This window comes from Wenzhouxiangella marina (assembly GCF_001187785.1).
GTDB lineage: Bacteria > Pseudomonadota > Gammaproteobacteria > Xanthomonadales > Wenzhouxiangellaceae > Wenzhouxiangella > Wenzhouxiangella marina.
On the sequence record NZ_CP012154.1, the window covers coordinates 1,876,138 to 1,896,532 of the forward strand.

Annotated in this window: 20 protein-coding genes; 16 read left to right on the top strand and 4 right to left on the bottom strand. The window is 64.9% G+C overall.

The annotated features are described in order from the left end of the window. The first annotated feature begins 8 nt into the window (after window positions 1–8). The 11 genes from greA (at window position 9) to der (ending at window position 11,206) form a co-directional block, all read left to right on the top strand. Window positions 9–488 (top strand): transcription elongation factor GreA, encoded by a 480-nt coding sequence (gene greA, locus WM2015_RS07835; RefSeq protein WP_049725518.1) that lies wholly within the window; start codon window positions 9–11, stop codon window positions 486–488. A 13-nt stretch (window positions 489–501) separates the two neighbouring features. After that, a complete protein-coding gene (locus WM2015_RS07840) occupies window positions 502–1,380 on the top strand; it encodes a hypothetical protein (protein WP_049725519.1) in 879 nt (292 codons plus the stop codon). A 2-nt stretch (window positions 1,381–1,382) separates the two neighbouring features. Further along, a complete protein-coding gene (gene recJ / locus WM2015_RS07845; protein ID WP_049725520.1) occupies window positions 1,383–3,113 on the top strand; it encodes a single-stranded-DNA-specific exonuclease RecJ in 1,731 nt (576 codons plus the stop codon). A 120-nt stretch (window positions 3,114–3,233) separates the two neighbouring features. Continuing rightward, entirely contained in the window at window positions 3,234–3,653 is a 420-nt protein-coding gene (ndk, locus tag WM2015_RS07850; protein ID WP_049725521.1) for a nucleoside-diphosphate kinase, read from the top strand. A 30-nt stretch (window positions 3,654–3,683) separates the two neighbouring features. Next, entirely contained in the window at window positions 3,684–4,802 is a 1,119-nt protein-coding gene (gene rlmN / locus WM2015_RS07855; protein WP_049725522.1) for a dual-specificity RNA methyltransferase RlmN, read from the top strand. After that, a complete protein-coding gene (gene pilW / locus WM2015_RS07860) occupies window positions 4,799–5,590 on the top strand; it encodes a type IV pilus biogenesis/stability protein PilW (protein WP_082169558.1) in 792 nt (263 codons plus the stop codon). Before rlmN ends, pilW begins: the two co-directional genes overlap by 4 nt. A 40-nt stretch (window positions 5,591–5,630) precedes the next feature. Beyond that, window positions 5,631–6,527 carry a RodZ domain-containing protein gene (locus WM2015_RS07865; protein ID WP_169751125.1) on the top strand — a complete coding sequence of 299 codons (897 nt, stop codon included), beginning with the start codon at window positions 5,631–5,633 and terminating at the stop codon, window positions 6,525–6,527. A 92-nt stretch (window positions 6,528–6,619) separates the two neighbouring features. After that, window positions 6,620–7,900 carry a histidine--tRNA ligase gene (gene hisS / locus WM2015_RS07870; RefSeq protein ID WP_049725525.1) on the top strand — a complete coding sequence of 427 codons (1,281 nt, stop codon included), beginning with the start codon at window positions 6,620–6,622 and terminating at the stop codon, window positions 7,898–7,900. A gap of 65 nt (window positions 7,901–7,965) precedes the next feature. Beyond that, window positions 7,966–8,619: a YfgM family protein gene (locus WM2015_RS07875; protein ID WP_049725526.1), complete on the top strand. Its 654-nt coding sequence runs from the start codon at window positions 7,966–7,968 to the stop codon at window positions 8,617–8,619. Next, window positions 8,616–9,782 carry an outer membrane protein assembly factor BamB gene (gene bamB / locus WM2015_RS07880; RefSeq protein ID WP_049725527.1) on the top strand — a complete coding sequence of 389 codons (1,167 nt, stop codon included), beginning with the start codon at window positions 8,616–8,618 and terminating at the stop codon, window positions 9,780–9,782. The genes WM2015_RS07875 and bamB overlap by 4 nt, the downstream gene beginning before the upstream one ends. A 17-nt stretch (window positions 9,783–9,799) precedes the next feature. Continuing rightward, complete coding sequence (gene der / locus WM2015_RS07885) at window positions 9,800–11,206, top strand: ribosome biogenesis GTPase Der (protein WP_049725528.1); 1,407 nt, start codon at window positions 9,800–9,802, stop codon at window positions 11,204–11,206. Window positions 11,207–11,261: 55 nt separating this feature from the next. On the opposite strand, the gene WM2015_RS07890 is transcribed toward der, so the two are convergent. Further along, window positions 11,262–11,750 carry a glutathione peroxidase gene (locus WM2015_RS07890; RefSeq protein ID WP_049725529.1) on the bottom strand — a complete coding sequence of 163 codons (489 nt, stop codon included), beginning with the start codon at window positions 11,748–11,750 and terminating at the stop codon, window positions 11,262–11,264. A 66-nt stretch (window positions 11,751–11,816) separates the two neighbouring features. On the opposite strand from WM2015_RS07890, the gene folD reads away from it, so the two are divergent. Genes folD through WM2015_RS07915 form a run of 5 tightly spaced genes read left to right on the top strand, consistent with a single transcriptional unit; the run spans window position 11,817 to window position 16,368 of the window. Further along, entirely contained in the window at window positions 11,817–12,686 is an 870-nt protein-coding gene (gene folD / locus WM2015_RS07895; protein WP_049725530.1) for a bifunctional methylenetetrahydrofolate dehydrogenase/methenyltetrahydrofolate cyclohydrolase FolD, read from the top strand. Between the two features lie 14 nt (window positions 12,687–12,700). Next, entirely contained in the window at window positions 12,701–13,531 is an 831-nt protein-coding gene (locus tag WM2015_RS07900; protein WP_169751126.1) for a TRAP transporter TatT component family protein, read from the top strand. Beyond that, window positions 13,531–14,544 carry a TRAP transporter substrate-binding protein DctP gene (gene dctP / locus WM2015_RS07905; protein WP_049725532.1) on the top strand — a complete coding sequence of 338 codons (1,014 nt, stop codon included), beginning with the start codon at window positions 13,531–13,533 and terminating at the stop codon, window positions 14,542–14,544. The genes WM2015_RS07900 and dctP overlap by 1 nt, the downstream gene beginning before the upstream one ends. Continuing rightward, window positions 14,531–15,088 carry a TRAP transporter small permease gene (locus WM2015_RS07910; protein ID WP_049725533.1) on the top strand — a complete coding sequence of 186 codons (558 nt, stop codon included), beginning with the start codon at window positions 14,531–14,533 and terminating at the stop codon, window positions 15,086–15,088. Before dctP ends, WM2015_RS07910 begins: the two co-directional genes overlap by 14 nt. After that, the gene (locus WM2015_RS07915) at window positions 15,085–16,368 is read left to right on the top strand and encodes a TRAP transporter large permease (protein WP_049725534.1); all 1,284 of its coding nucleotides are present in this window, start codon (window positions 15,085–15,087) and stop codon (window positions 16,366–16,368) included. The genes WM2015_RS07910 and WM2015_RS07915 overlap by 4 nt, the downstream gene beginning before the upstream one ends. A gap of 60 nt (window positions 16,369–16,428) precedes the next feature. Here the strand turns inward: WM2015_RS07915 and WM2015_RS07920 are convergent, their stop codons facing one another. The 3 genes from WM2015_RS07920 to WM2015_RS07930 all read right to left on the bottom strand — a co-directional run bounded on the left by WM2015_RS07920 (window position 16,429) and on the right by WM2015_RS07930 (window position 20,382). Then, a complete protein-coding gene (locus tag WM2015_RS07920) occupies window positions 16,429–17,712 on the bottom strand; it encodes an acetyl-CoA C-acetyltransferase (RefSeq protein ID WP_049725535.1) in 1,284 nt (427 codons plus the stop codon). Next, window positions 17,712–19,715, bottom strand: a complete 2,004-nt coding sequence (locus WM2015_RS07925; RefSeq protein WP_049725536.1) for a 3-hydroxyacyl-CoA dehydrogenase NAD-binding domain-containing protein — start codon at window positions 19,713–19,715, stop codon at window positions 17,712–17,714. The genes WM2015_RS07920 and WM2015_RS07925 overlap by 1 nt, the downstream gene beginning before the upstream one ends. A gap of 70 nt (window positions 19,716–19,785) precedes the next feature. Further along, on the bottom strand, window positions 19,786–20,382 hold the full coding sequence (locus WM2015_RS07930; protein ID WP_049725537.1) for a Maf family protein: 597 nt from the start codon (window positions 20,380–20,382) through the stop codon (window positions 19,786–19,788). Window positions 20,383–20,395 lie beyond the last annotated feature (13 nt).

Below are 20,395 nucleotides of genomic sequence, written 5' to 3' on the forward strand. Positions count from 1 at the left end.
GAGACATCATGAGCCAGATCCCGTTGACCCGGGCCGGGGCCGAGCGCCTCAAGGCCGAGCTGGAACGTCTCAAGAAGAAGGACCGACCGGCGGTGATCGAAGCCATCGCCGAAGCGCGCGCGCACGGCGATCTGAAGGAGAACGCCGAATACCATGCCGCGCGGGAACAGCAGGGCTTCATCGAGGGCCGGATTCAGGCGCTGGAAGGCTCGCTCGGCAACGCTCGCATCATCGACCCCACCGAGACCAATGCCGGCGACAAGATCGTGTTCGGCGCCACCGTCACCCTGATCGAGGACGCGGAGGGTGCCGAAGAGGCCACCTGGCAGATCGTCGGCGATCTGGAAGCCGATGTCGCCGAAAAACGTCTGGCCATCAGCGCCCCGCTGGCGCGTGCCCTGATCGGTAAGGAAGCAGGCGACGTGGTCGAATTCCAGGCCCCGAACGGACTGCGCGTCTACGAGATCATCGCGGTCGAGTACCGCTGATCGGTCAACCGGCTTGATCATCGTCCGCGCCCCGGATCTGGAAGCGCTGCTGGCCGGCGCAGGGGAGGTGCCGAAGCTGTTCGACCGTCTGTTCGCCAGGGCGGAAAGCCGGCCGCTCACCCCCGATTCCGATCTGTCCCAGCTGCTGACCGGCCAGGCGATCGCGTCGGCGGCCCTGACCCGCCGGATGGATCGTCCCGAGGACCATGATGGACTGTGGCTGCGGGCCGATCCGGTCGGCCTGCGACCGGATCTGAGCGCGGTCTGGGTCCAGCCTTCGAGCTTCGACGCGTCGCGAGATCGCGTTATCGACGCCCTTGGCCCGGTCTTCGAGGATGCCGGCCTGGACTTCGACCTGCCGCATCCAGCGCGCGGCTATGTTCGACTGGAGCGGTTGCCGGATTGCCTCTTCGCGGCCCCGGACCAGCTTCAGGGGCAGAGCATGGATCATCTTCTTCCCCGGGGGCCGGACGGTGCCTACTGGACCCGCCTGCTGACGGACGCCCAGGTTGCACTGCACCAGCTCGCCAGGGAGGTGGAAGGGCTGCCGACCGGGCTCTGGTTCTGGGGCGCCGGCGCACTACCGGATCGAGGGAGCGTTTCACCGCGGGTCAGGCAACTGGCGGCTTGCTCCGACGAGGCGGATGCATTGGCCGACTGGCTGGACCTGCCCCGGCCTTCGTCCAATGGAGCCGACGACAGTCTGCTCGAGTGGTTTCCCTCTGATGGCCTGGTGGCCGAAGATGCATTGGCCGAGCTGGCCGATCTCCTCCAGCCGTTTTGGCGGCGTCTGATCCTGGGGCGTCTTGACCAACTGGAGGTGGCCGGTCGGGAACGGGTCTGGTCCCTCCGCCCGGGGCAGGCGCGGCGATTCTGGAAAAGGGGCTCGTGAGCATGCGATCCGTGGCCATCCGTCGGCGAATCGCCGCTCCGAGCGAGCTTTCCGGTGTGCACCCCGTGGTCGCGCGTGTGCTGGCTGCTCGCGGTTGCCGGGCAATACCGGACTATCGCCTGGGCCAACTGCTTCCACCGACCCTCGGGGGCCTGGATCGGGCGACTGCCCTGATGGAGGCGGCGATCCGCGAAGGCCAGCGCATCGTCGTCGTCGGCGATTTCGATGCCGACGGCGCGACGGGAACGGCCCTGGCCGTTCGTGCCCTGCGCGCGATGGGCGCCGCCGAGGTCGATTGGGTCGTGCCGGACCGGTTTCGGCATGGCTACGGGCTCGGTGAGGCCCTCGTCGAGGAGATCGCGCCGAGTCGGCCGGATCTGCTCATCACCGTCGACCAGGGCGTCAGTTCTCTGGCCGGCGTTGCCCTGGCTCGATCGAAAGGCATTCGGGTCGTGGTGACCGATCATCACCTGCCGGGGCGGGAGCTGCCGCAGGCCGACGCCATCGTCAACCCCAATCTGCCGGACGATCCCTTTCCCTCCGGCGCCCTGGCTGGCGTCGGGGTGATGTTCTACACACTGATGGCACTCCGGGCGCGTCTTCGTGACGCGGGCTGGTTCGAGCAGCGACCACAGCCGCGCATGGACGTCTGGCTGGATCTGGTCGCCCTCGGCACCGTGGCCGATCTCGTGCCGCTGGACGAAAACAACCGTCGCCTCGTTCATCAGGGGCTCGCGCGCATTCGGGCCGGGCAGGCCAGTCCCGGCGTGGCGGCACTACTGGAGGTCGCCGGCCGGAATCTCCGCCATGTGGTGTCGGCGGATCTTGGTTTTGCCGCCGCGCCCCGGCTCAATGCGGCCGGCCGTCTGGACGATATGGGGATCGGTATCCGCTGCCTGCTGGCAGAAAACGACCGTGAGGCCTGGTCCCTGGCCCGCCAGCTCGATCAGCTCAACGCCGAACGCCAGGCCATTCAGGCCGATATGCAGCAGGACGCCGAAGCCCAGGCCGACGCCCTGGCGAGCTCCATCGAAGGGCAGGTCAGTGGTCTATGCGTGTTCGATCCGGCCTGGCATCAAGGCGTGGTCGGACTGGTCGCCGGGCGATTGATGGAGCGCTTTCAACGTCCGGTCATCGCCTTCGCGCCGGCCGAGTCCGGCAGCGAGCAGCTCAAGGGCTCGGCCCGCAGTCCGGCCAGCGTGCACATGCGCGATCTGCTCGTCGACATCAACGCTGCCAACCCCGGTCTGATCGAGCGCTTCGGGGGCCATGCGCGAGCCGCGGGCCTGTCGCTGCGGGCCGAGGACTTCGAGGCCTTCCGGCAAGCGATGGACCGGCAACTGTCCAGAATCCGTTTTGCCGCAGAGGAGGTCGAGACCGATGGCGCACTCGAGTCGGGGGACTTCCTCGTCGAAACCGCCGAAGCGCTCGAGGCCGCCGGGCCCTGGGGACAGGAATGGCCGGAACCGCTCTTCGATGGCCGTTTCGAGGTCCTGGAGCGACGGGTCGTAGGGCAGGTGCACCTGAAGCTTCGACTCCGGCCGCTGCCGGATGGGCCAGTGCTCGACGCCATCGCCTTTCGCGCCGGCGGCCTGTGTCACCAGGAGCTGCCCGATCCGCTGCATGTGACCTATCGTTTGGAGGTCAATCGTTTCCGCGGTCGAGTGACTCCGCAATTGAATATCCAGCATCTGGTCGACGCGCAACTCGATGGAGAGGGCGGGGACGATTGAAATCGTCCGAAAAGCCCCGAGATTGCTGAATTCGCGGGACAAAGTGGCTACAATGCCGCGTCGTTCGCCTCCCTGAACGACTCCCATCCCAATCCAAGAACCCAGTTCCCAGGAGTACGCATGCAGCGCACACTGTCCATCATCAAGCCCGATGCCGTTGCCAAGAACGTGATCGGTGAGATCTACACCCGTTTCGAGCGCGCCGGCCTGAAGGTCGTTGCCGCCAGGATGAAGCACCTCAGCCAGGCTGACGCCGAAGGCTTCTACGCCGTCCACAAGGATCGCCCCTTCTTCGCCGATCTGGTCAAGTTCATGACCTCCGGCCCGGTCATGATCCAGGTGCTGGAAGGGCAGGATGCGATCGCCCGCAACCGTGAGCTGATGGGTGCAACCGATCCTCGTCAGGCCGCACCGGGCACCATCCGCGCGGACTTCGCCACCAGCATCGATGCCAACGCCGTGCATGGTTCGGACGGTGAAGATACGGCCGCCCAAGAGATCGCCTTCTTTTTCGGCGACGATGAGATATACTCGCGATAATTGACGATCGCTCTTAGAGAAGTCCGCTAAATGTCTGCCACTGAAGCAGAAAGGGTGAACCTTCTCGGTCTCGACCGTGAAGGACTGACCGCGTTTTTCGCCGATCTAGGCGAAAAGCCCTTTCGTGCGCGGCAGATCCTGCAGTGGATTCATCAGCGCGGGGTCACCGATTTCGAGCAGATGACCGACCTGTCCCGCGCGCTGCGCGAGAAACTGAGCGGTCTTGCGGAGATCCGTGCGCCTCGCGTCATTCGTGAGCAGATCAGTGCCGATGGCACGGTCAAATGGCTGCTGTCGGTCTCCGGCGGCAGCGCGGTCGAGACGGTGTTCATCCCGGAAGCGCAACGCGGCACCCTGTGCATTTCCTCCCAGGTGGGCTGCATGCTCAACTGCACCTTCTGCTCCACCGCGACGCAGGGGTTCAAACGGAATCTCTCCTCCGCGGAAATCATCGGCCAGGTCTTCCACGCTGTGAATGCGCTGAAGGACGAGCGCTTCGGCGAGCGTCGCGTGACCAATGTGGTCTTCATGGGCATGGGCGAACCCCTGCTGAATCTGGATGCCGTTCAGGCCGCATTGAATCTGCTGCGCGAGGATCTGGCCTACTGCCTGGCCGCGCGCCGCGTCACCGTCTCGACGGCGGGTGTCGTTCCCGGACTGGAGCAGCTGGCAAAGGGCGTCGAGTTCGCCCTGGCCGTGTCCCTGCACGCACCGGACGATGAGCTTCGCTCGCGGCTGGTGCCCCTGAACCGGAAGTACCCGCTGGACGAGTTGATGGCCGCCTGCAAGGCCTATGTCCGCGGCGGTCATCGTCGAACGGTGACCTTCGAATACACCATGATCGACGGCCTGAACGATGGGCCTCAGCAGGCCCGGGGTCTGGTCAAGCGGCTCAACGGTCTGCCCTGCAAGATCAATCTCATTCCCTTCAATCCCTTCCCGGGCACACCGTTCCGCCCCTCGACGCCGGAAGCGATCTACGAGTTCCAGAAAATCACCCGGGCAGCAGGCATCATCACCACGGTTCGCAAGACCCGAGGCGAGGACATCGATGCAGCTTGTGGCCAGCTCGTCGGCAAGCTGCTCAGCCCCAGCGAGCGCCGCCGGACGGTTCAGGAACAGCTTGCACGACAGGCCTTGAGCGCATGACGTCATCGACTCGATTCATGGCCTGCCTGGCCCTCGCTCTGCTGCTGGCCGCCTGCGCCTCCACCGGCGGAAGTGGAACAGGCGAGCGGAGAGCGGGGCTCAATCAGGCCAGCCCGGTCCGGGCGGCCGAGATCAATACTCGTCTCGGGATCGGTTATCTCGAGCGCGGGCAGCTACAGGTGGCCATGGAGAAGCTCGAAACCGCTTTGCGCCATGATCCGCAGCATGTGCCGGCGCATCTGAGCCTGGCCATGATTCACGAACGACTGGGCGACGATGCCAGCGCCGAGCGCCACTACCGGGCGGCGGATCGCCTGGCGCCGGAAGACGGTGGAACGCAGAACGCCTATGGCGTGTTTCTCTGTCGCCAGCAGGACTACCGGGAGGCCGATGCTCATTTCCTGACGGCGACCCGCGATCCCTTTTACGGCACGCCCGAAGTGGCCTGGGCCAACGCAGGCGTCTGCGCCAGACGGGCTGGCCGCCTGGAGGACGCCACCGAGTACCTTCGCCAGGCCTTGGACATCGATTCCCGAAATCCGGATGCCCTCTATCAGCTGGCCGACATCTACCTCTCGCAGGGCGAAGCGTTCAGGGCGCGTGCATTTCTCCAGCGCCTCGAATCGCTGGGCAGTCGTGATCCGGCGACGCTGTTGCTCGGTTTTCAGATCGAATCCAGCCTTGGCAATCGCGATCTCGCCCGGCAATACGCAGATTCACTCGAACGCGACTACCCGGACAGTCGCGAAGCCGATCAGATGAGGCGTCTCAATCGTCATGACTCCTGAACATCAGACTTCGATGCAAGCCACCTCCCAGGATACGGTCATGGATCGTTCGGAGCGATTCAAGGCCATCGGCCAGCGATTACTCGATGAGCGCCAGGCCCAGGGCCTGAGTCAAGCCGAGGTCGCAAGCCGTTTGCACCTGTCCGGGCTGCTTCTCGAGGACCTGGAACGGGGGAGAGTGGAGCGGCTCGCTCCCCTGTACCGTCGGGGCTACATCAGCAACTACGCACGTCTGCTTGGCCTGGACGAGGCTGAGCTCCTGTCCATGCTCGATCAGGAGGAGCCGCCCCGATTGACCGAAGTCCTGCCGGTACGCAGACCCCGCTTCAGATTCGACCGTTACATGAAGTTTGCAACCTATGTTCTTGTAACTGTTGCAATCGTTCCGCCCATCATCATGATCTACCTGAATACCGGCGCCGCCTTGTTCGATGCCGAAGAGGGCTCGGTGACCGAAGGCGTCGAGCGCTCGCTCAGCCTGGACCTGGGTGCGAGCAATGCGGCTCCCGGGGCAGGGGCAGGGACATCGAGTGCCGACATGGCCAACGGCACGCAGCCGATTTCCGCCTCGACCTTGCCACTGAGCGCCATTCGCGCCCGACGGCCGGAAGAGCTGCAGGCGTCGGAAAACGACTTGGCGCCCATCGCACCCCCTGCGGAAGCGCTGCTTGAGCCGGAGAGCTTCGAACTGACCGTTCATCTTCATGAAGACAGCTGGATCGAAATCACCGCGGGAGATGATCAACGCCTCGAGTATGACCTGCTTCGTTCCGGCCAGTCCCGGACCTATCGGGGCGAGCCCCCGTTCCAGGTCCTGATCGGTCGCTCCAGCGCGGTCGATCTGCTGCTCAATGGCGAACCCTTGAGTTACGAGGGTCACGAGCGCGCGGACGTCGTCGAGCTGACCATCGGCCAGGATGGGCAGATCCAGCGCTGATTCGACGACCTGCGGCCTGACCGCGTGATTTTCGATCCAGGACCCGGTGCGATTCGGCACCGTCGCTTTCTTTCACCCAGATTCTCAGGACGATGAAGAACATCCAATCGATTCGCGGAATGCACGACATTCTGCCCGAGCAGTCGCCGCTATGGCAGTGGCTGGAAGCACGCCTCCGTGACTGCGCATCCAGCTACGATTTCCGCGAAATCCGTATCCCGGTGCTGGAGAATGCCGAAGTGTTCACGCGCGCCATCGGCCAGGCCACCGACGTGGTCGAGAAGGAAATGTACGCCTTCGAAGACCGTAACGGGGACGTCTTGAGTCTTCGTCCCGAGGGTACGGCTGGCGTCGTGCGCGCTGCCATCCAGCACGGTCTGCTCCACACGCCAGGCCTCAAGGTCTGGTACCAGGGACCGATGTTTCGCCACGAACGCCCCCAGAAAGGCCGCCAGCGTCAGTTTCACCAGTTCGGTGCCGAAGTGTTCGGACTGGATCAGCCTGCGACCGACGTTGAACTGATCCTCATGGTCACCCGGATCTGGAAGATGCTCGGCTTGAGCGATCGGGTGCGACTCGAGATCAACAGCCTCGGTGACAAGGAAGATCGCGCACGCTACCGGCAGCAACTGGTCGATTACCTGACGCCGCACCGGGAACGCCTCGACGAAGACTCGAGGCGTCGTCTCGAGCGCAATCCGCTGCGCATCTTCGACAGCAAGAATGCCGACACCCAGGCCATCATGGCCAAGGCTCCGCGCCTGGCCGATGCCCTTGGCGACGAGGCCCGAGCGCACTTCGACGAGGTCTGCCGGATGCTGGATGCGCTGGGCATCGAATATCGCGTCAACCCGGGTCTGGTGCGAGGTCTGGACTACTACTGTCGAACGGTCTTCGAATGGATCACCGATGATCTCGGCGCCCAGGGCACGGTCTGTGCCGGCGGGCGATACGATGATCTCGTGGAGATGCAGGGCGGCAAGCCGACGCCGGGCATCGGATTCGCCATGGGCATCGAACGGGTCCTCGCCCTGCTCGAAGCCTTGGGCGTACAGCAGCATCAGTCACCCCAGCTCTACCTTGTCAATCAGGTGGATCCGGGCCGGATGCTCGAGGTGGCGGAGCGGCTTCGAAATGAACTGCCGGAGCTCGGTCTGGCCTGTTCCCTGGCCGGGGGCAGCTTCAAGGCCCAGTTCAAGCGCGCCGATCGCAGTGGCGCTCGCTACGCTCTGGTGCTTGGTGAGGCGGAAATGGAAGTGGGGCAGGTCCAGGTCAAGGACCTGCGCGACCCGCAGGCGGAGCAGGCGTCGGTCGCGATTTCCGATCTCGCTCAATGGATTGCGTCTCGCATCGACCGAGAAGCGATCGGCTGACGGTTTTCTTAGTATCATTGACGGTTTGATCGAATCGACCCGCGCGGCGGGCAGGAACGAATAGCATGGCTGTGGAACTTTACGACGATCACGAGCAGGGCGAGCGCGTACGCTCCTGGATCAACGAATACGGGGCCTCGATCGTGGTGGGCCTGGTGCTGGCCTTCGGCGGCATCTTCGGATTCAAGTACTGGCAGGGGCAGCAGGAAGCAGCCCGCCTGCTGGCTTCCGAATACTACAGTGTGATCCAGTCCGAGCTGAGCGAGGGCCGGATCGATTTCGCCCAGGAGCAGTTCGACGCGATGAAGGAAGCGTCCGGGCGTAGCGCCTACGTCGGCCTGGCCAGCCTGCTGATGGCCGGTGCCTATGTGGACGACGGGCGTCTGGAACCGGCGGCCGAACTGTATCGGGACGTGCTGAACAACGACCGGCTCGCATCCCTGCATGGTGCAGCGAGTCTTCGTCTGGCGAGGATCCTGCAGGCGCAAGGCGACATCGGTGGCGCGCTGGCCCAACTGGAAGGTGGGGCCCCCAGCGGGTTTCAAGGCGCCTGGGCCGAAGCGCGCGGCGATTTCTTCATGGTTCGCGGCCAGCTCGACCAGGCGCGCTTGGCCTATCAGGAGGCGATGGACAATCTGACCGGGCAGGGCATCGGCCGTAGTCTGCTGCAGATCAAGATCGATTCCACCGGTCCGGCCGCCGCCGAGGACGCTTCATGAGTCGCATGATGCGACTGATGGTTTCGCTGTTCCTGCTCGCACTGTTGGCCGGCTGTCAGACGATCGGCGGCTGGTTCGACGGTGACGACGAGGCTCTGGGCCCGGCCGAGCTGGTCGACTTCGAGGAACGGGTCGAATTCGAAGAGCGCTGGACGGTGAAGGCTGGCGACGGAAGGGACGAGCGCATGGGCGCGATGCGTCCTTTCCACGTCGATGGTGAACTCTGGGTGGGTGACCACGACGGGGAAATCACCGTCGTCACCGCCGACAACGGCCGCATGATTCGCCGATTCGAGACCGATCTTGCCATTTCCGGCGGACCGGCGGTGTACGGTGATCTCGTGCTGGTGGGCAGCTTCGACGGCGGGTTGCTGGCCCTTGACCGCAGCACCGGGGCAGAACGCTGGCGTGCCCGCTTGTCCTCCGAGCTGTTGTCCTACCCGGTGATGCACGATGGCATCATCGTGGCGCGCTGCATCGATGGGCGAACCTTCGGTTTCGATCCGGCCGATGGGACCCGTCTCTGGGTCTACGATCGCTCGATTCCCCTGCTGACCCTGCGCGGCAACAGCGATCCGCTGGCTCGAGCCGGACGGGTCTACCTGGGCTACGACGACGGTGCCGTGGTCAGCGTGGAAGTCAGCGATGGGGGCCTGAGCTGGGAGCAGCGAGTCAGCGTTCCCGAGGGTCGCAGCGAGCTGGAGCGTCTGGCCGACATCGATGGCCCGATGGCCGTCGTCGGCAGCGAACTCTATGTGGTTACCTACGCCGGTCGCATGGCGTCGCTGGCCGTGGAATCCGGTCGGATTCTCTGGGTCAAGGACCTGGCCTCCTACAGCGGCCTCAGCCTGCAGCGCACGCAACTGGCGGCCGTCGATAGCGATGACGGCCTCTGGATGATCGATCGACGCAACGGCTCGACTCTGTGGTCGGACGACCGGCTCGCCCGCCGCGGGCTCAGCCGCCCCGTCTTCGTCGGTGACTACCTGGTCGTGGTCGACGCCGAAGGCTATCTGCATGCCTTCGACCGGGAGAGCGGGGCCATGGTCGGCCGTCGCAAGGCCACGCGCGACCGCCCGGCCACGGCCCCCGTCGTAGTGGGCGACACGCTCTACCTGCTCGAAGACAGCGGGCGCTTGAGCGCCTGGTCATTGCGCTCCTGAATCCGGAAATCCCGCCCTTGTCCAGGCTACCTGTCGTCGCCATCGTCGGCCGCCCGAACGTGGGCAAGTCGACCCTGTTCAATGCCCTGACCCGAACCCGGGACGCGCTCGTGGCCGACATCCCCGGGGTGACGCGTGACCGCATCTACGGTCGCGCAACGCTCGGGGAACAGCCGGCGATCCTGATCGACACGGGTGGCCTGGAGGAGGCCGCCGACGAAGTCATGGCCGGCGCGCAGCAGCAGACGCGGCTGGCCGTCGAAGAAGCCGACGTGGTCATCTTCGTGACCGATGCCCGCGCTGGCGTCACTCCGGATGATCTGGAGATCTCCCGCTGGCTCCGGAGCTGCGACAAGCCGCTCTATCTGGCCGTCAACAAGACCGATGGCCTGTCGGAAGCCCAGGCCATGGCCGATGCGTCCGAGCTCGGATTCGAATCGATGACCCTGATGGCAGCCAGCCACCGCCGCGGCGTCGAACGCCTGGCCCGCGAAGTGGCCGAGGGCCTGCCAGCACATGAGCCGGAGGCCCCGGCAGCTGAGGGCTCCATCCAGCTCGCGCTGATCGGGCGGCCGAATGCCGGCAAGTCCACGCTGCTCAATCGCCTCGTCGGGGAAGAGCGCGCGCTGGCCACACCGATTGCGGGCACGACGCGAGATCCGATCCATGCCGATGTCGAGCGCGACGGCCTGAAACTGCACCTGGTGGACACCGCGGGCATTCGCCGCCGCCGGGGCAGCCACGAGGGTATCGAGCGATTCAGCACGATCAAGGCCCTGCAGGCCATCGAGCAGGCTCAGGTCGTTGTCCTGCTGGTCGATGCCAGTGATGGCGTGACAGAGCAGGACGCTCGCCTGGCCGGACATGTCATCGACGCGGGACGAGCGCTGATCGTGGTGCTCAACAAGTGGGATTCGATCAGCGAGGATGAGCGCCACAAGGTCCTGGTCGCCATGGCCGAGCGGATGAACTTCGCCTCGTTCGCCCCGGTCGTCACGACTTCCGCGTTACACGGTAGTGGCCTGGGTGAGTTGACGGACGCCATCGACCATGTCTTCAAGGCGGCCAACCAGGACCTGTCCACGCCGGCGCTGACCCGGACGCTTCGCAAGGCGGTCGAGGCGCACGCGCCGGCCGGTTCGAAGCGCGGAACGCCGAAGTTGCGCTACGCCCATAGCGGCGGAACCTTTCCGACCCGGATCGTCATCCATGGCAACCGAACCGCGCACGTGCAGGAGCAGTACCGGCGCTACCTGATCAACTGTCTGCGCCGCCAGTTCGACCTGACCGGCATTCCCGTGCGTTTGATCTTCAAGGATTCCGATAATCCCTATGCGGGCCGCAAGAACAAGCTCACCCCCCGCCAGCTGCAGAAGCGCAAGCGCCTGAAGAACCTGGGACGGCGCAAGAAGTCCAGAAAGTAGGCGTTGGGCCCCGGTGAGGCCCGAACGCCGTGGAGAGACTGGCTCAGCGACCCGCTTACAGCGACCAGGACTGTAGATTGCGGGTGATCTGATGGAGTACCGCGGGATCATCCGGCGGCGTCTGGGCCGGCCAGTGCTCGATCAGGCCGCCCTTGCGATTGAACAGATACTTGTGGAAATTCCAGCGCGGCAGAACGTCGCCACCGTACTCCTGGGCCAGATCCTTGAACATCGGGTGTGCATTGATACCGATCACCGAGTACTTGGCCGTCATCGGGAAGCTGACCCGATACTGGGAATGGACGAATTCGGCGATTTCCTCCTCGCTGCCTGGCTCCTGCTCACCGAAATCGTTGCAGGGCATGCCGACCACCACCAGGCCTGACTGCTGGAAATCCTGGTAGATCTGCTGCAATTTCGCGTAGTGGGGGGTAAAACCGCACTCCGATGCCGTATTGACGAACAGAATGGGCTGATTGCGGAACCGCTCCATGGGCATGGGTCCGCCGTCCAAGGCAACGAAGTTGTAGTTGAAGATATTCATACTCTGACCATGGGCAGTGTTGACTGGCTCTCAATCCTAACCGCTAATCGGTACAATGTCGCCCCAGTGAATTCCTCGAACGCAAAAATTCTCGACGGACGTGACGTGGCCGATCGTCTGATCGCCAACGTCCGATCGGCCGTGGACGCGCATTGCTCACGCGGCGGGCGCTCTCCGGGTCTTGCGGTGGTGCTCGTCGGAGACGATCCGGCCTCGGAAGTCTACGTGGCCAGCAAGATTCGAGCCTGCGAACGGGCGGGGATTCGTTCCACCAGCCATCGAATGGCTCACGGCGTGGGACGGGGCGAACTGCTGGCCCTGATCGACGAACTCAACGAATCGTCTGACATCGATGGCATTCTGGTGCAGCTGCCCCTGCCGGGACACCTGGATGAGCGCCTGATGACCGAACGCATCCACCCCGACAAGGACGTGGACGGCTTTCACCCGGTCAACATGGGCCGCCTGGCCTTGCGCAATCCGGGCCTCAGGCCGTGCACGCCGCGCGGCGTCATGACCCTGCTGCATGCGAACGGGATCGATGCCAAGGGCATGGACGCCCTGGTCGTCGGCGCCTCCAATATCGTGGGACGTCCGCTCGCTCTGGAGTTGCTGCTGGCCGGCGCGACGGTCAACGTAGCGCACCGGTTCACCCGCGATCTCGAGCGCCATGTGCGCGCCGCCAATCTCCTTTGTGTGGCGGTCGGCAAGCCCGACCTGATCGATCCGGAATGGATCACGCCCGGCACCATCGTGGTGGACATCGGCATCATCCGCAAACCCGAGGGCGGGGTGCGCGGCGATCTGGATTTCGATGCCGCCGCCGAGCGAGCCGCCTGGATCACGCCCGTACCCGGCGGGGTCGGACCGATGACCGTGGCGACCCTGATGCAGAATACGGCCGAGGCGGCCGGGCTCGTGGTGAAGGCGCCATGAGACAGGCGCTGACCATGGTTGCGGTTCTGCTGCTCGCGGGCTGCAGCGCCCTGGTCGATCGTGCGACCGAGCGCTTCGCCAGTGATCTGGAAACGGCCATTCGGGGATACAGCGATCCGGGCGTGGTCGCCGATGGCCTTCCCGCCTATCTGCTCCTGCTCGAAGCACGGATCAACGGCGCCCCGGAAGAGCCCAGCCTGCGCCTCAGCGCGGCCCGTCTCACGGGCACCTACGCGGCACTCTTCGCCGATGAAGATGCCCGTTACCGGCGCCTGAACGATCGAGCCCTGCAGCACGCACGCATCGGCGCCTGTGCCGCCCGGACCCGCCTCTGCGAACTCCATCGCCTGGATTTCGACGCCTTCGATGCCCGGATCGACTCGCTCGATCCGGACGATCTGGACGCGCTCTACATCCTGGCCACGACCTGGACCGGCTGGATCGACGCCAACGCCTCCGATTACCGAGCCCTGGGCGATCTGCCGCGGGTGGAACGCCTGCTCGACTGGGTAGCTCAGCAGAGCCCCCGGCACGACGATGGCGCCGTCTGGCTGTATCTGGCCGTCCTCAACTCGCAACGGCCACCCGCTGCCGGAGGGCAACCCGAGCGCGCGCGCGCCTATTTCGAGCGCGCCCGCGAGGTATCTTCGGGTGACAATCTGCTGGTCAACGTGCTGATGGCCGATTCCTACGCACGGCTGCTGTTCGACCGGGATCTCTACGTGACCCTGCTCGAGGAGGTGGTCTCGAGCGATGTGCAGACGCCGGATTACCGATTGAGCAACCAGGTTGCGCGAGCTCGCGCGGCCGATCTGCTGCAACAGACCGAGGCGATATTCGATTGATGAAAACGCAAGCCCCCCTGACCCAAGCAATCTGCGGGCTCCTGCTCGTCCTGTTCCTGGCCGGCGCCGTTCATGCCCAGCAGCTCAAGATCGCCACCCTGGCGCCCGATGGCTCGAGCTGGATGAACGCACTCAATGCGGCCGCCGACGCGGTCGAAGCGGACACGGAAGGGCGGGTCAGCATCCGCTACTACCCGGGCGGCGTGATGGGAGATGCCAATGCGATCTTCCGCCGCATGCGCCTCGGCCAGCTCAATGGCGGCGCGTTCACGCTGGGCGACCTGGTCGGAATCAGCGGCGCGGTCAACCTGTATTCCTTGCCCTTCGTCTTCGACAGCGTCGATGAGATCCAGGCGCTCCGCCCGACTTACGATCCCTTGATCATCGAGGCCCTGGAAGAGGGTGGGGTGATCATCCCGGGCATCGCCCTCGGCGGCTTTGCCTATCTGTTCGGACGCGAGGCCTTTCCCGACCCGGACGAGATGGACACCTCATGGCGGGTCTGGGTGCAGCCCGAAGACACCCTGTCCCGCGAGACCCTGGAACGTCTGGGCGTCAGCCCCGTCCCCCTGGCACTCGCCGAGGTCTACACGGCGCTGCAGACCGGGGCGATCAACACCTTTGCCAGCACGACCTCGGGCGCGATCATCCTGCAGTGGCATACGCGTGCTCGTCACATGCTGGATCTGCCGGTGTTGATGACCGGCGGCACGATCGGTTTCGATCCGCGCAGCCTCGGACGCATGGCCGATGCGGATCGTGAGGTCCTGCTGAGTCGCTTCGCCGAAGCCCTCGCCGAACTCGAACGCTCGAATCTGAGCGAAAACCAGCAGGCTCGCGAAGCCCTGCTGGAGCAGGGAGTCCAGATCGATCCAGCGACGGCCGCGCAGATCCAGACCTGGCGAGAAGGCGCGGCAGAGACCCGTCGAAACCTGCTCGAAACCGGCGCGATCGACATTCCGCACCTGGAAGACATGCAGCGCGATCTGGAGGCCTTGCGTGCGGGTGACTAGGGCGCTGGCCGAGTTCTTCGGCCTGCTGTCCGACGCCCTGACGCGCCTCGAGGAGCTGCTCCTCACCCTGCTGTTGTTCGGCCTGATGGGCCTGGGACTTACCCAGATCATCCTGCGCAACACCGGTGTGGCACTGCCCTGGGCCGATGGCGCCATGCGTGCCATGGTGCTCTGGCTGGCGATGGTGGCCGGCGTGATGGCCGCGGGCAAGCTCAGGCATATCCGAATCAACCTCATCGAGCACTGGCTGCCGGAAAAGCCACTGGCCTGGGTCAATCGTTTCAGCTATGCCATGGCCGGTGGAGTGTCCCTGATGATGTGCTGGTACGGGCTCGAAATGGTGGCGCTCGAACATGAATTCGGTGCGTTCGCCTTCCTGCGCGTTCCGACCTGGGCCGTCCATTTCATCATTCCCATCGGTTTCGCCCTGATGGCCGCGCGCTTCTTTGCGGTCGCCTTTTCGCCGCGAGGACCGCTGTCCGGCAAGGCCGCCCCGCCGATGGAGATCGGCGGCACCCCGAGCGGCAGGGAAACGCAGGGATGATCGCTTTCCTGCTGATTCTGCTGGCGCTGGTGGGCGTGCCCCTGTTTGCCGTTATCGGCCTGGGCGCCATCCTCGGCTACATCGACGTGGAACTCGATCCCGTGCTCGTGGCGATGGAGTTCCAACGCATCGGCGACCTGCCGGTGCTGGTGGCGCTGCCGATGTTCTGCCTGGCCGGCGTGCTCGTGGCTGAAAGTGGCACACCCCGACGGCTGGTCGATCTGACCCGGGCCTCCCTGGGCTGGCTGCCCGGCGGACTGGCGATCCTCGGCCTGGTCATGTTCTCCCTGATGACGGCCTTCACCGGGGCGTCGGGAATCACGGTGATCGCGCTGGGCAGCCTGATGCTGCCGGCCCTGATCCAGGCCGGCTACCCGCGTCGCTTTGCCCTTGGCCTGGTCACGACCGGTTCGAGCCTGGGCGTGCTGTTCGCCCCGTCGCTGCCACTGATCCTGTACGCCGTCGTCGCTCAACAGGTGGCACCGGGGCAGGGCATCGGCGTCAACGACCTGTTCCTGGCCGGTCTGCTGCCGGGCCTGTTGATGATCGTCGTGCTGGCCGCCTGGGCCATCTGGCAGCGCCGCCACACCCAGGATGGTAGCGGCGAAGCCGCCGAGCCCGCACCGCCACTCTGGCCGAGCCTGCGCGCCATGGCCTGGGAGCTGCCGCTGCCCTTCGTGGTGCTGGGGGGCATCTACTCCGGCTGGCTGCTGGTCGCCGAAGCCGCGGTCGTCACGGCCGTCTGGGTGGTCGTCAGCCTGGTGCTGATCCGACGGGAGATTCCAATCAAGCGTCTGCCGGCGCTGATCAGCGAATCGATGATGCTGGTGGGTGCGATCCTGCTGATTCTCGGCATGTCGCTGGCCTCGACCAACGTCATGATCGACGCCCAGGTTCCCCAGCGCCTGCTGGCCTGGGTCACGCCCCTGATCGATTCCAAGCTGGTCTTCCTGCTCCTGATCAACCTGGTGCTGCTGGTGGCGGGCATGGTGCTGGACATCTTCGCGGCCCTGGTCATCCTGGCCCCGCTCATCATCCCCATCGCGCTGGCCTTCGGCGTCGATCCCGTGCACCTGGGGATCGTCTTCCTGGCCAACCTGCAGATCGGCTACTGCACGCCACCGGTGGGGATCAATCTGTTTCTGGCCAGCCATCGGTTCGGCGACGACATCCTGCGCGTCTACCGTTCGACCCTGCCTTTCCTGGGCCTGCTGCTGGTCGCGCTGCTGATCATCACCTGGTTCCCCGGCCTGAGTCTCTGGCTGACCGGCCGGGGATAAGAAAAACCCCGCGTAAGCCGTCTTACGCGGGGTTCTTCAAGGGCAAGCTGGCGATCCCGATCAATCGCGTTCGACGATCGCGCTCACGCCCATGCCGCCGGCGGTGCACACCGAAATCAGGCCCCGGCCCGAACCGGCCTCTTCCAGAATCGCGCCCAGGGTGCCGAGAATGCGAGCCCCGGTGGCCGCGAAGGGATGGCCGATCGCCACGGAACCACCCCGGACGTTCATCTTCGCCCGATCGATACTGCCCATGGCCTTGTCCAGGCCGAGCCGTTCGGTGCAGTAGCGCTCCGATTCCCAGGCTCTGAGCGTACAGAGCACCTGCGCGGCAAAGGCTTCGTGGATTTCATAGAAATCGAAATCCTGCAGGCTCAAGCCGGCTCGAGTCAGCATCTCCGCCACGGCCACCGTGGGCGCCATCAGCAGACCCTCGTCCTTGTTGACGAAATCCACCGAGGCCGTGCGGCCGTGCGTCAGCCAGCCGAGAATCGGCAGATCATTGGCCTTCGCCCACTCCTCGGACGCCAGCAGTACGGCGGCGGCACCATCGGTGAGGGTGGTGGAATTGCCCGCGGTCAGAGTGCCGTTCTTGCGATCGAAGACCGGCTTCAGCGAGCCCAGCTTCTCCAGGGTGGTGTCAGGACGGATGATGCTGTCTCGAATCACCCCGTTGTGGGGGGTGACCAGATCGTCGAAGAAGCCTGCATCCCAGGCGGCGGCCGCCTTGCGGTGGCTGTCGAGGGTCAGTTCATCCTGTTCGCGGCGATCGATCGACCATTCCTTGGCCATGCGCTCGCAGTGCTGCCCCATCGACAGGCCGGTACGGGGTTCGCCGTTCTTCGGAGGCTGTGGCGCCAGCTCGCGCAAGGAGAAGCCCTTGAAGACGCCCAGCTTCTGTCCGAAGCTTCGGGCCCGTCCCAGCTTGATCAGGCGCTGGGCGAACTTGCGCTGGAAGACGATCGGCGCATCGCTGGTGGTGTCGGTTCCTGCCACGATCGCGCAGTCGATCTGACCCGAGGCGATCTGGGCGCCGGCCATCAGTGCAGCGGTCAGGCTGGTACCGCAGGCCTGCTGCAGCGTGATGCCGGTGGTCAGCGGTGAGAGGGTGGTCGACAGCACCGCCTCGCGGGCCAGGTTGAAGTCCTTCGAATGGGTGGTCACCGCGCCGCCGATGACCTGATCGATCTGCTTGCCGTGCAGCTCGAAGCGGTCGGTCACGCCCTGGATGGCTGCGGCCAGCATGTCCAGGTTGGTCTGGTCCGCGTACAGGCTGTTCGAACGGCAGAAGGGAATGCGGCTGCCGCCGACGATCGCGATCTTGCGAAGTTTCGTATCAGTCATCAGGAAGACTCCTCATCGCTCTGGGTGCTGGGCTCACCAGCGCGGGATTCGAGATAGTGCAGGGGGCCACCACGGAACGGTGCGAAGCCGGTGCCGAAGATCATGCCCGCATCGAGGAGATCCGCATTCTCGACCACCTTGTCCGCCAGACAGGACTGGCACTCGTCGAAGTAGGGCTTCATCAGCATCTCGGCCAGGGCCTTCAGGTCATGACCCTCGTGGGCGTCCTTGTCACGCTGCGGCTTGCCCTTGGACCAGCGGTAGAAGCCCTGGCCACTCTTCTTGCCCAGCTTGCCGGCCTTGACCATGTCCTCGAGGATCTTGCGATCCTCACCGGCCTCGTCACCCATCAGCGTATCGATCACACCGAGCCCGACGTCCAGGCCGACGGTGTCGGCCAGCTCGACCGGCCCCATCGGCATACCGAATTCCTCGGCGGCCTTGTCCAGCGCCTCCTTGGGCACGCCTTCGCGATGCAGCTTCATGGCGTTGCGCATGTAGGGCGCGAGCACGCGATTGACCAGGAAACCCGGTGTCGAGGTAACGGGCAGGGCAAACTTGCCGATCTGCGTCGCGAAGCTCGATCCGTCATTGACCCGATCCGGATTGCTCTTGGCGTCATAGACGATCTCGACCAGGGGCATCTTGGCCACGGGGTTGAAGAAGTGCAGGCCGATCAGACGGCTCGGGTCTTCGAACACGTCGGACAATTCGGCCAGTGGAATGGCCGAGGTGTTCGTGGCCACCAGGGTGTGCGGCTGGAGATCATCGAGCAGGTTCTTGAACAACTCCCGCTTGGCCTCGCGATTTTCGAAGATGGCTTCGATGATCACGTCGGCGCGCGCGACGCCCTTGCCTTCGACGTCCGCGATCAGGCGGCTCTTGGCCGCAGCCACCGCCGTCGGGGTCTTGAGCTTGCGCTTGAACAGGCTGGCTGCCCGCTTCAGTGCCGGCTCGATGTACTTCATCTCCCGGTCCTGGAGCGTCACTTCGAGGCCCCGGCTGGCGCACCAGGCCGCAATGTCACCCCCCATGACACCGGCGCCGATGACGTGGACGCGACGAGCCTTGAAGCTGCTGCGCTTGCCCTGTTCCTTCAGCGACTCCATCAGGCGGAAGACCCGGCGCAGGTTGCGCGAGGTGTCGCCGGCCAGCAGGCGCGGCACCTTTTCCTCTTCGAGGCGGATCATGCCGGACTGGGACTGACCGCAATGCTCGAAGGCGTCGATCAGTTCGAAGGGCGCGGGATAGTGCGCCTGGCGGGCCTTGGCCGAGGTCTGCTTGCGCATCTGACCGGCCATGAACTTGCGAATCGGGCCCCAGGTCGTGGCGCGTGCTCCCAGGCCGGGCTTGCGGGCTTTCTTCTTCTTGAGCACGGCCTGGCGTGCCGACCAGCGCAGCGAACCGTGGCGATCGACGGTCTGATTGATCAGGTTCATGGCCCGCGCGGCACGCGCCCGCAGCATGCGACCGGTGAGCATGATCTGCATGGCCTGCAGACCGCCAGCCGCCTGGATGGAGCGTCCCGAGCCGCCGAAACCGGGGTAGATGCCGAGGTTCACCTCCGGAAAGCCGATCCGCGTGTGGTCGGCGTCCAGAGCAATTCGCCAATCGAAACACAGCGCCAACTCGAGTCCGCCGCCGAGGCAGTAGCCCTCGAAGGCCACGACGGTGGGGAAGGGCAGATCCTCGATGCGCTGGAACAGACCGTGCACCTTCTTGATCTGTTCTTCCAGCTCGGAGACCTTGTCGGTCTGGTCGAACTCACGGACGTCGGCGCCGACGATAAAGCTCTTCGTCTTGCCGGACATCATGACCAGGCCGGTCGGCTGGCTGGCTTCGAGGTCGCCAACGATGGTTTCCAGCTCCTCGAGCACGGCCGTACCGAGGGAATTCACCTTCTCGTCGGCGTGATCCAGGGTCAGCCAGGCGATGTGATCGATGTCGTGCTCGAGTCGCCAGTGCTTCCAGCGAGGCTCTGTGGATGCAGATGATGAGGCCATGTCAGGCGCGTCTCCATTCTGTTGCGTATGGTGCGGGAGTGTACCATCCGGCTCCCGAGTGGCGGCGTGATCAGCGCGCCTTGAGCACCTCGATGCCGAACTCGGGCAGCAGCTCGGCCAGGGCGATCAACGGCAAACCGATCAACGCGGTCGGGTCATCGCTGTGAATCGACCGGGTCAACGCAATCCCGAGGCCCTCGCTCTTCATCGCGCCGGCGCAGTCCAACGGCCGCTCATGCGCCACGTAGTGCCGAATCCGCTCGGCATCGAGAGTTCGCATACGGACTCGAGTGGGGACATCGACCAGGCGCTCGAGCGAGTCGGATTTGAGGGCCAGCGCGCTGTGGAAGACCACTTCCCGCCCGGCGGTGAACCGCAATTGTTCGACGGCACGCTCGACGCTGCCTGGCTTGCCCAGCAGGCGGCCTTGGCAGACGGCGACCTGATCGGAGCCGATGACCACCGTGCCGGGGTGACGACGATGCACGGCCTGCGCTTTTTCCAGCGCAAGGCGCAGCGCCAGCGCCTCGGCCCCTTCGCCGTCCTTCGGTCGCTCATCGATGTCGGCTGGATGGACTTCGAAGGGCAATTCGAGGCGTTTGAGCATTTCGCAGCGGTAGCGCGAACCGGAGGCCAGGATCAGGGGTGGAGGAGGGCTGGAGACCATGCGCAGAGCCTGT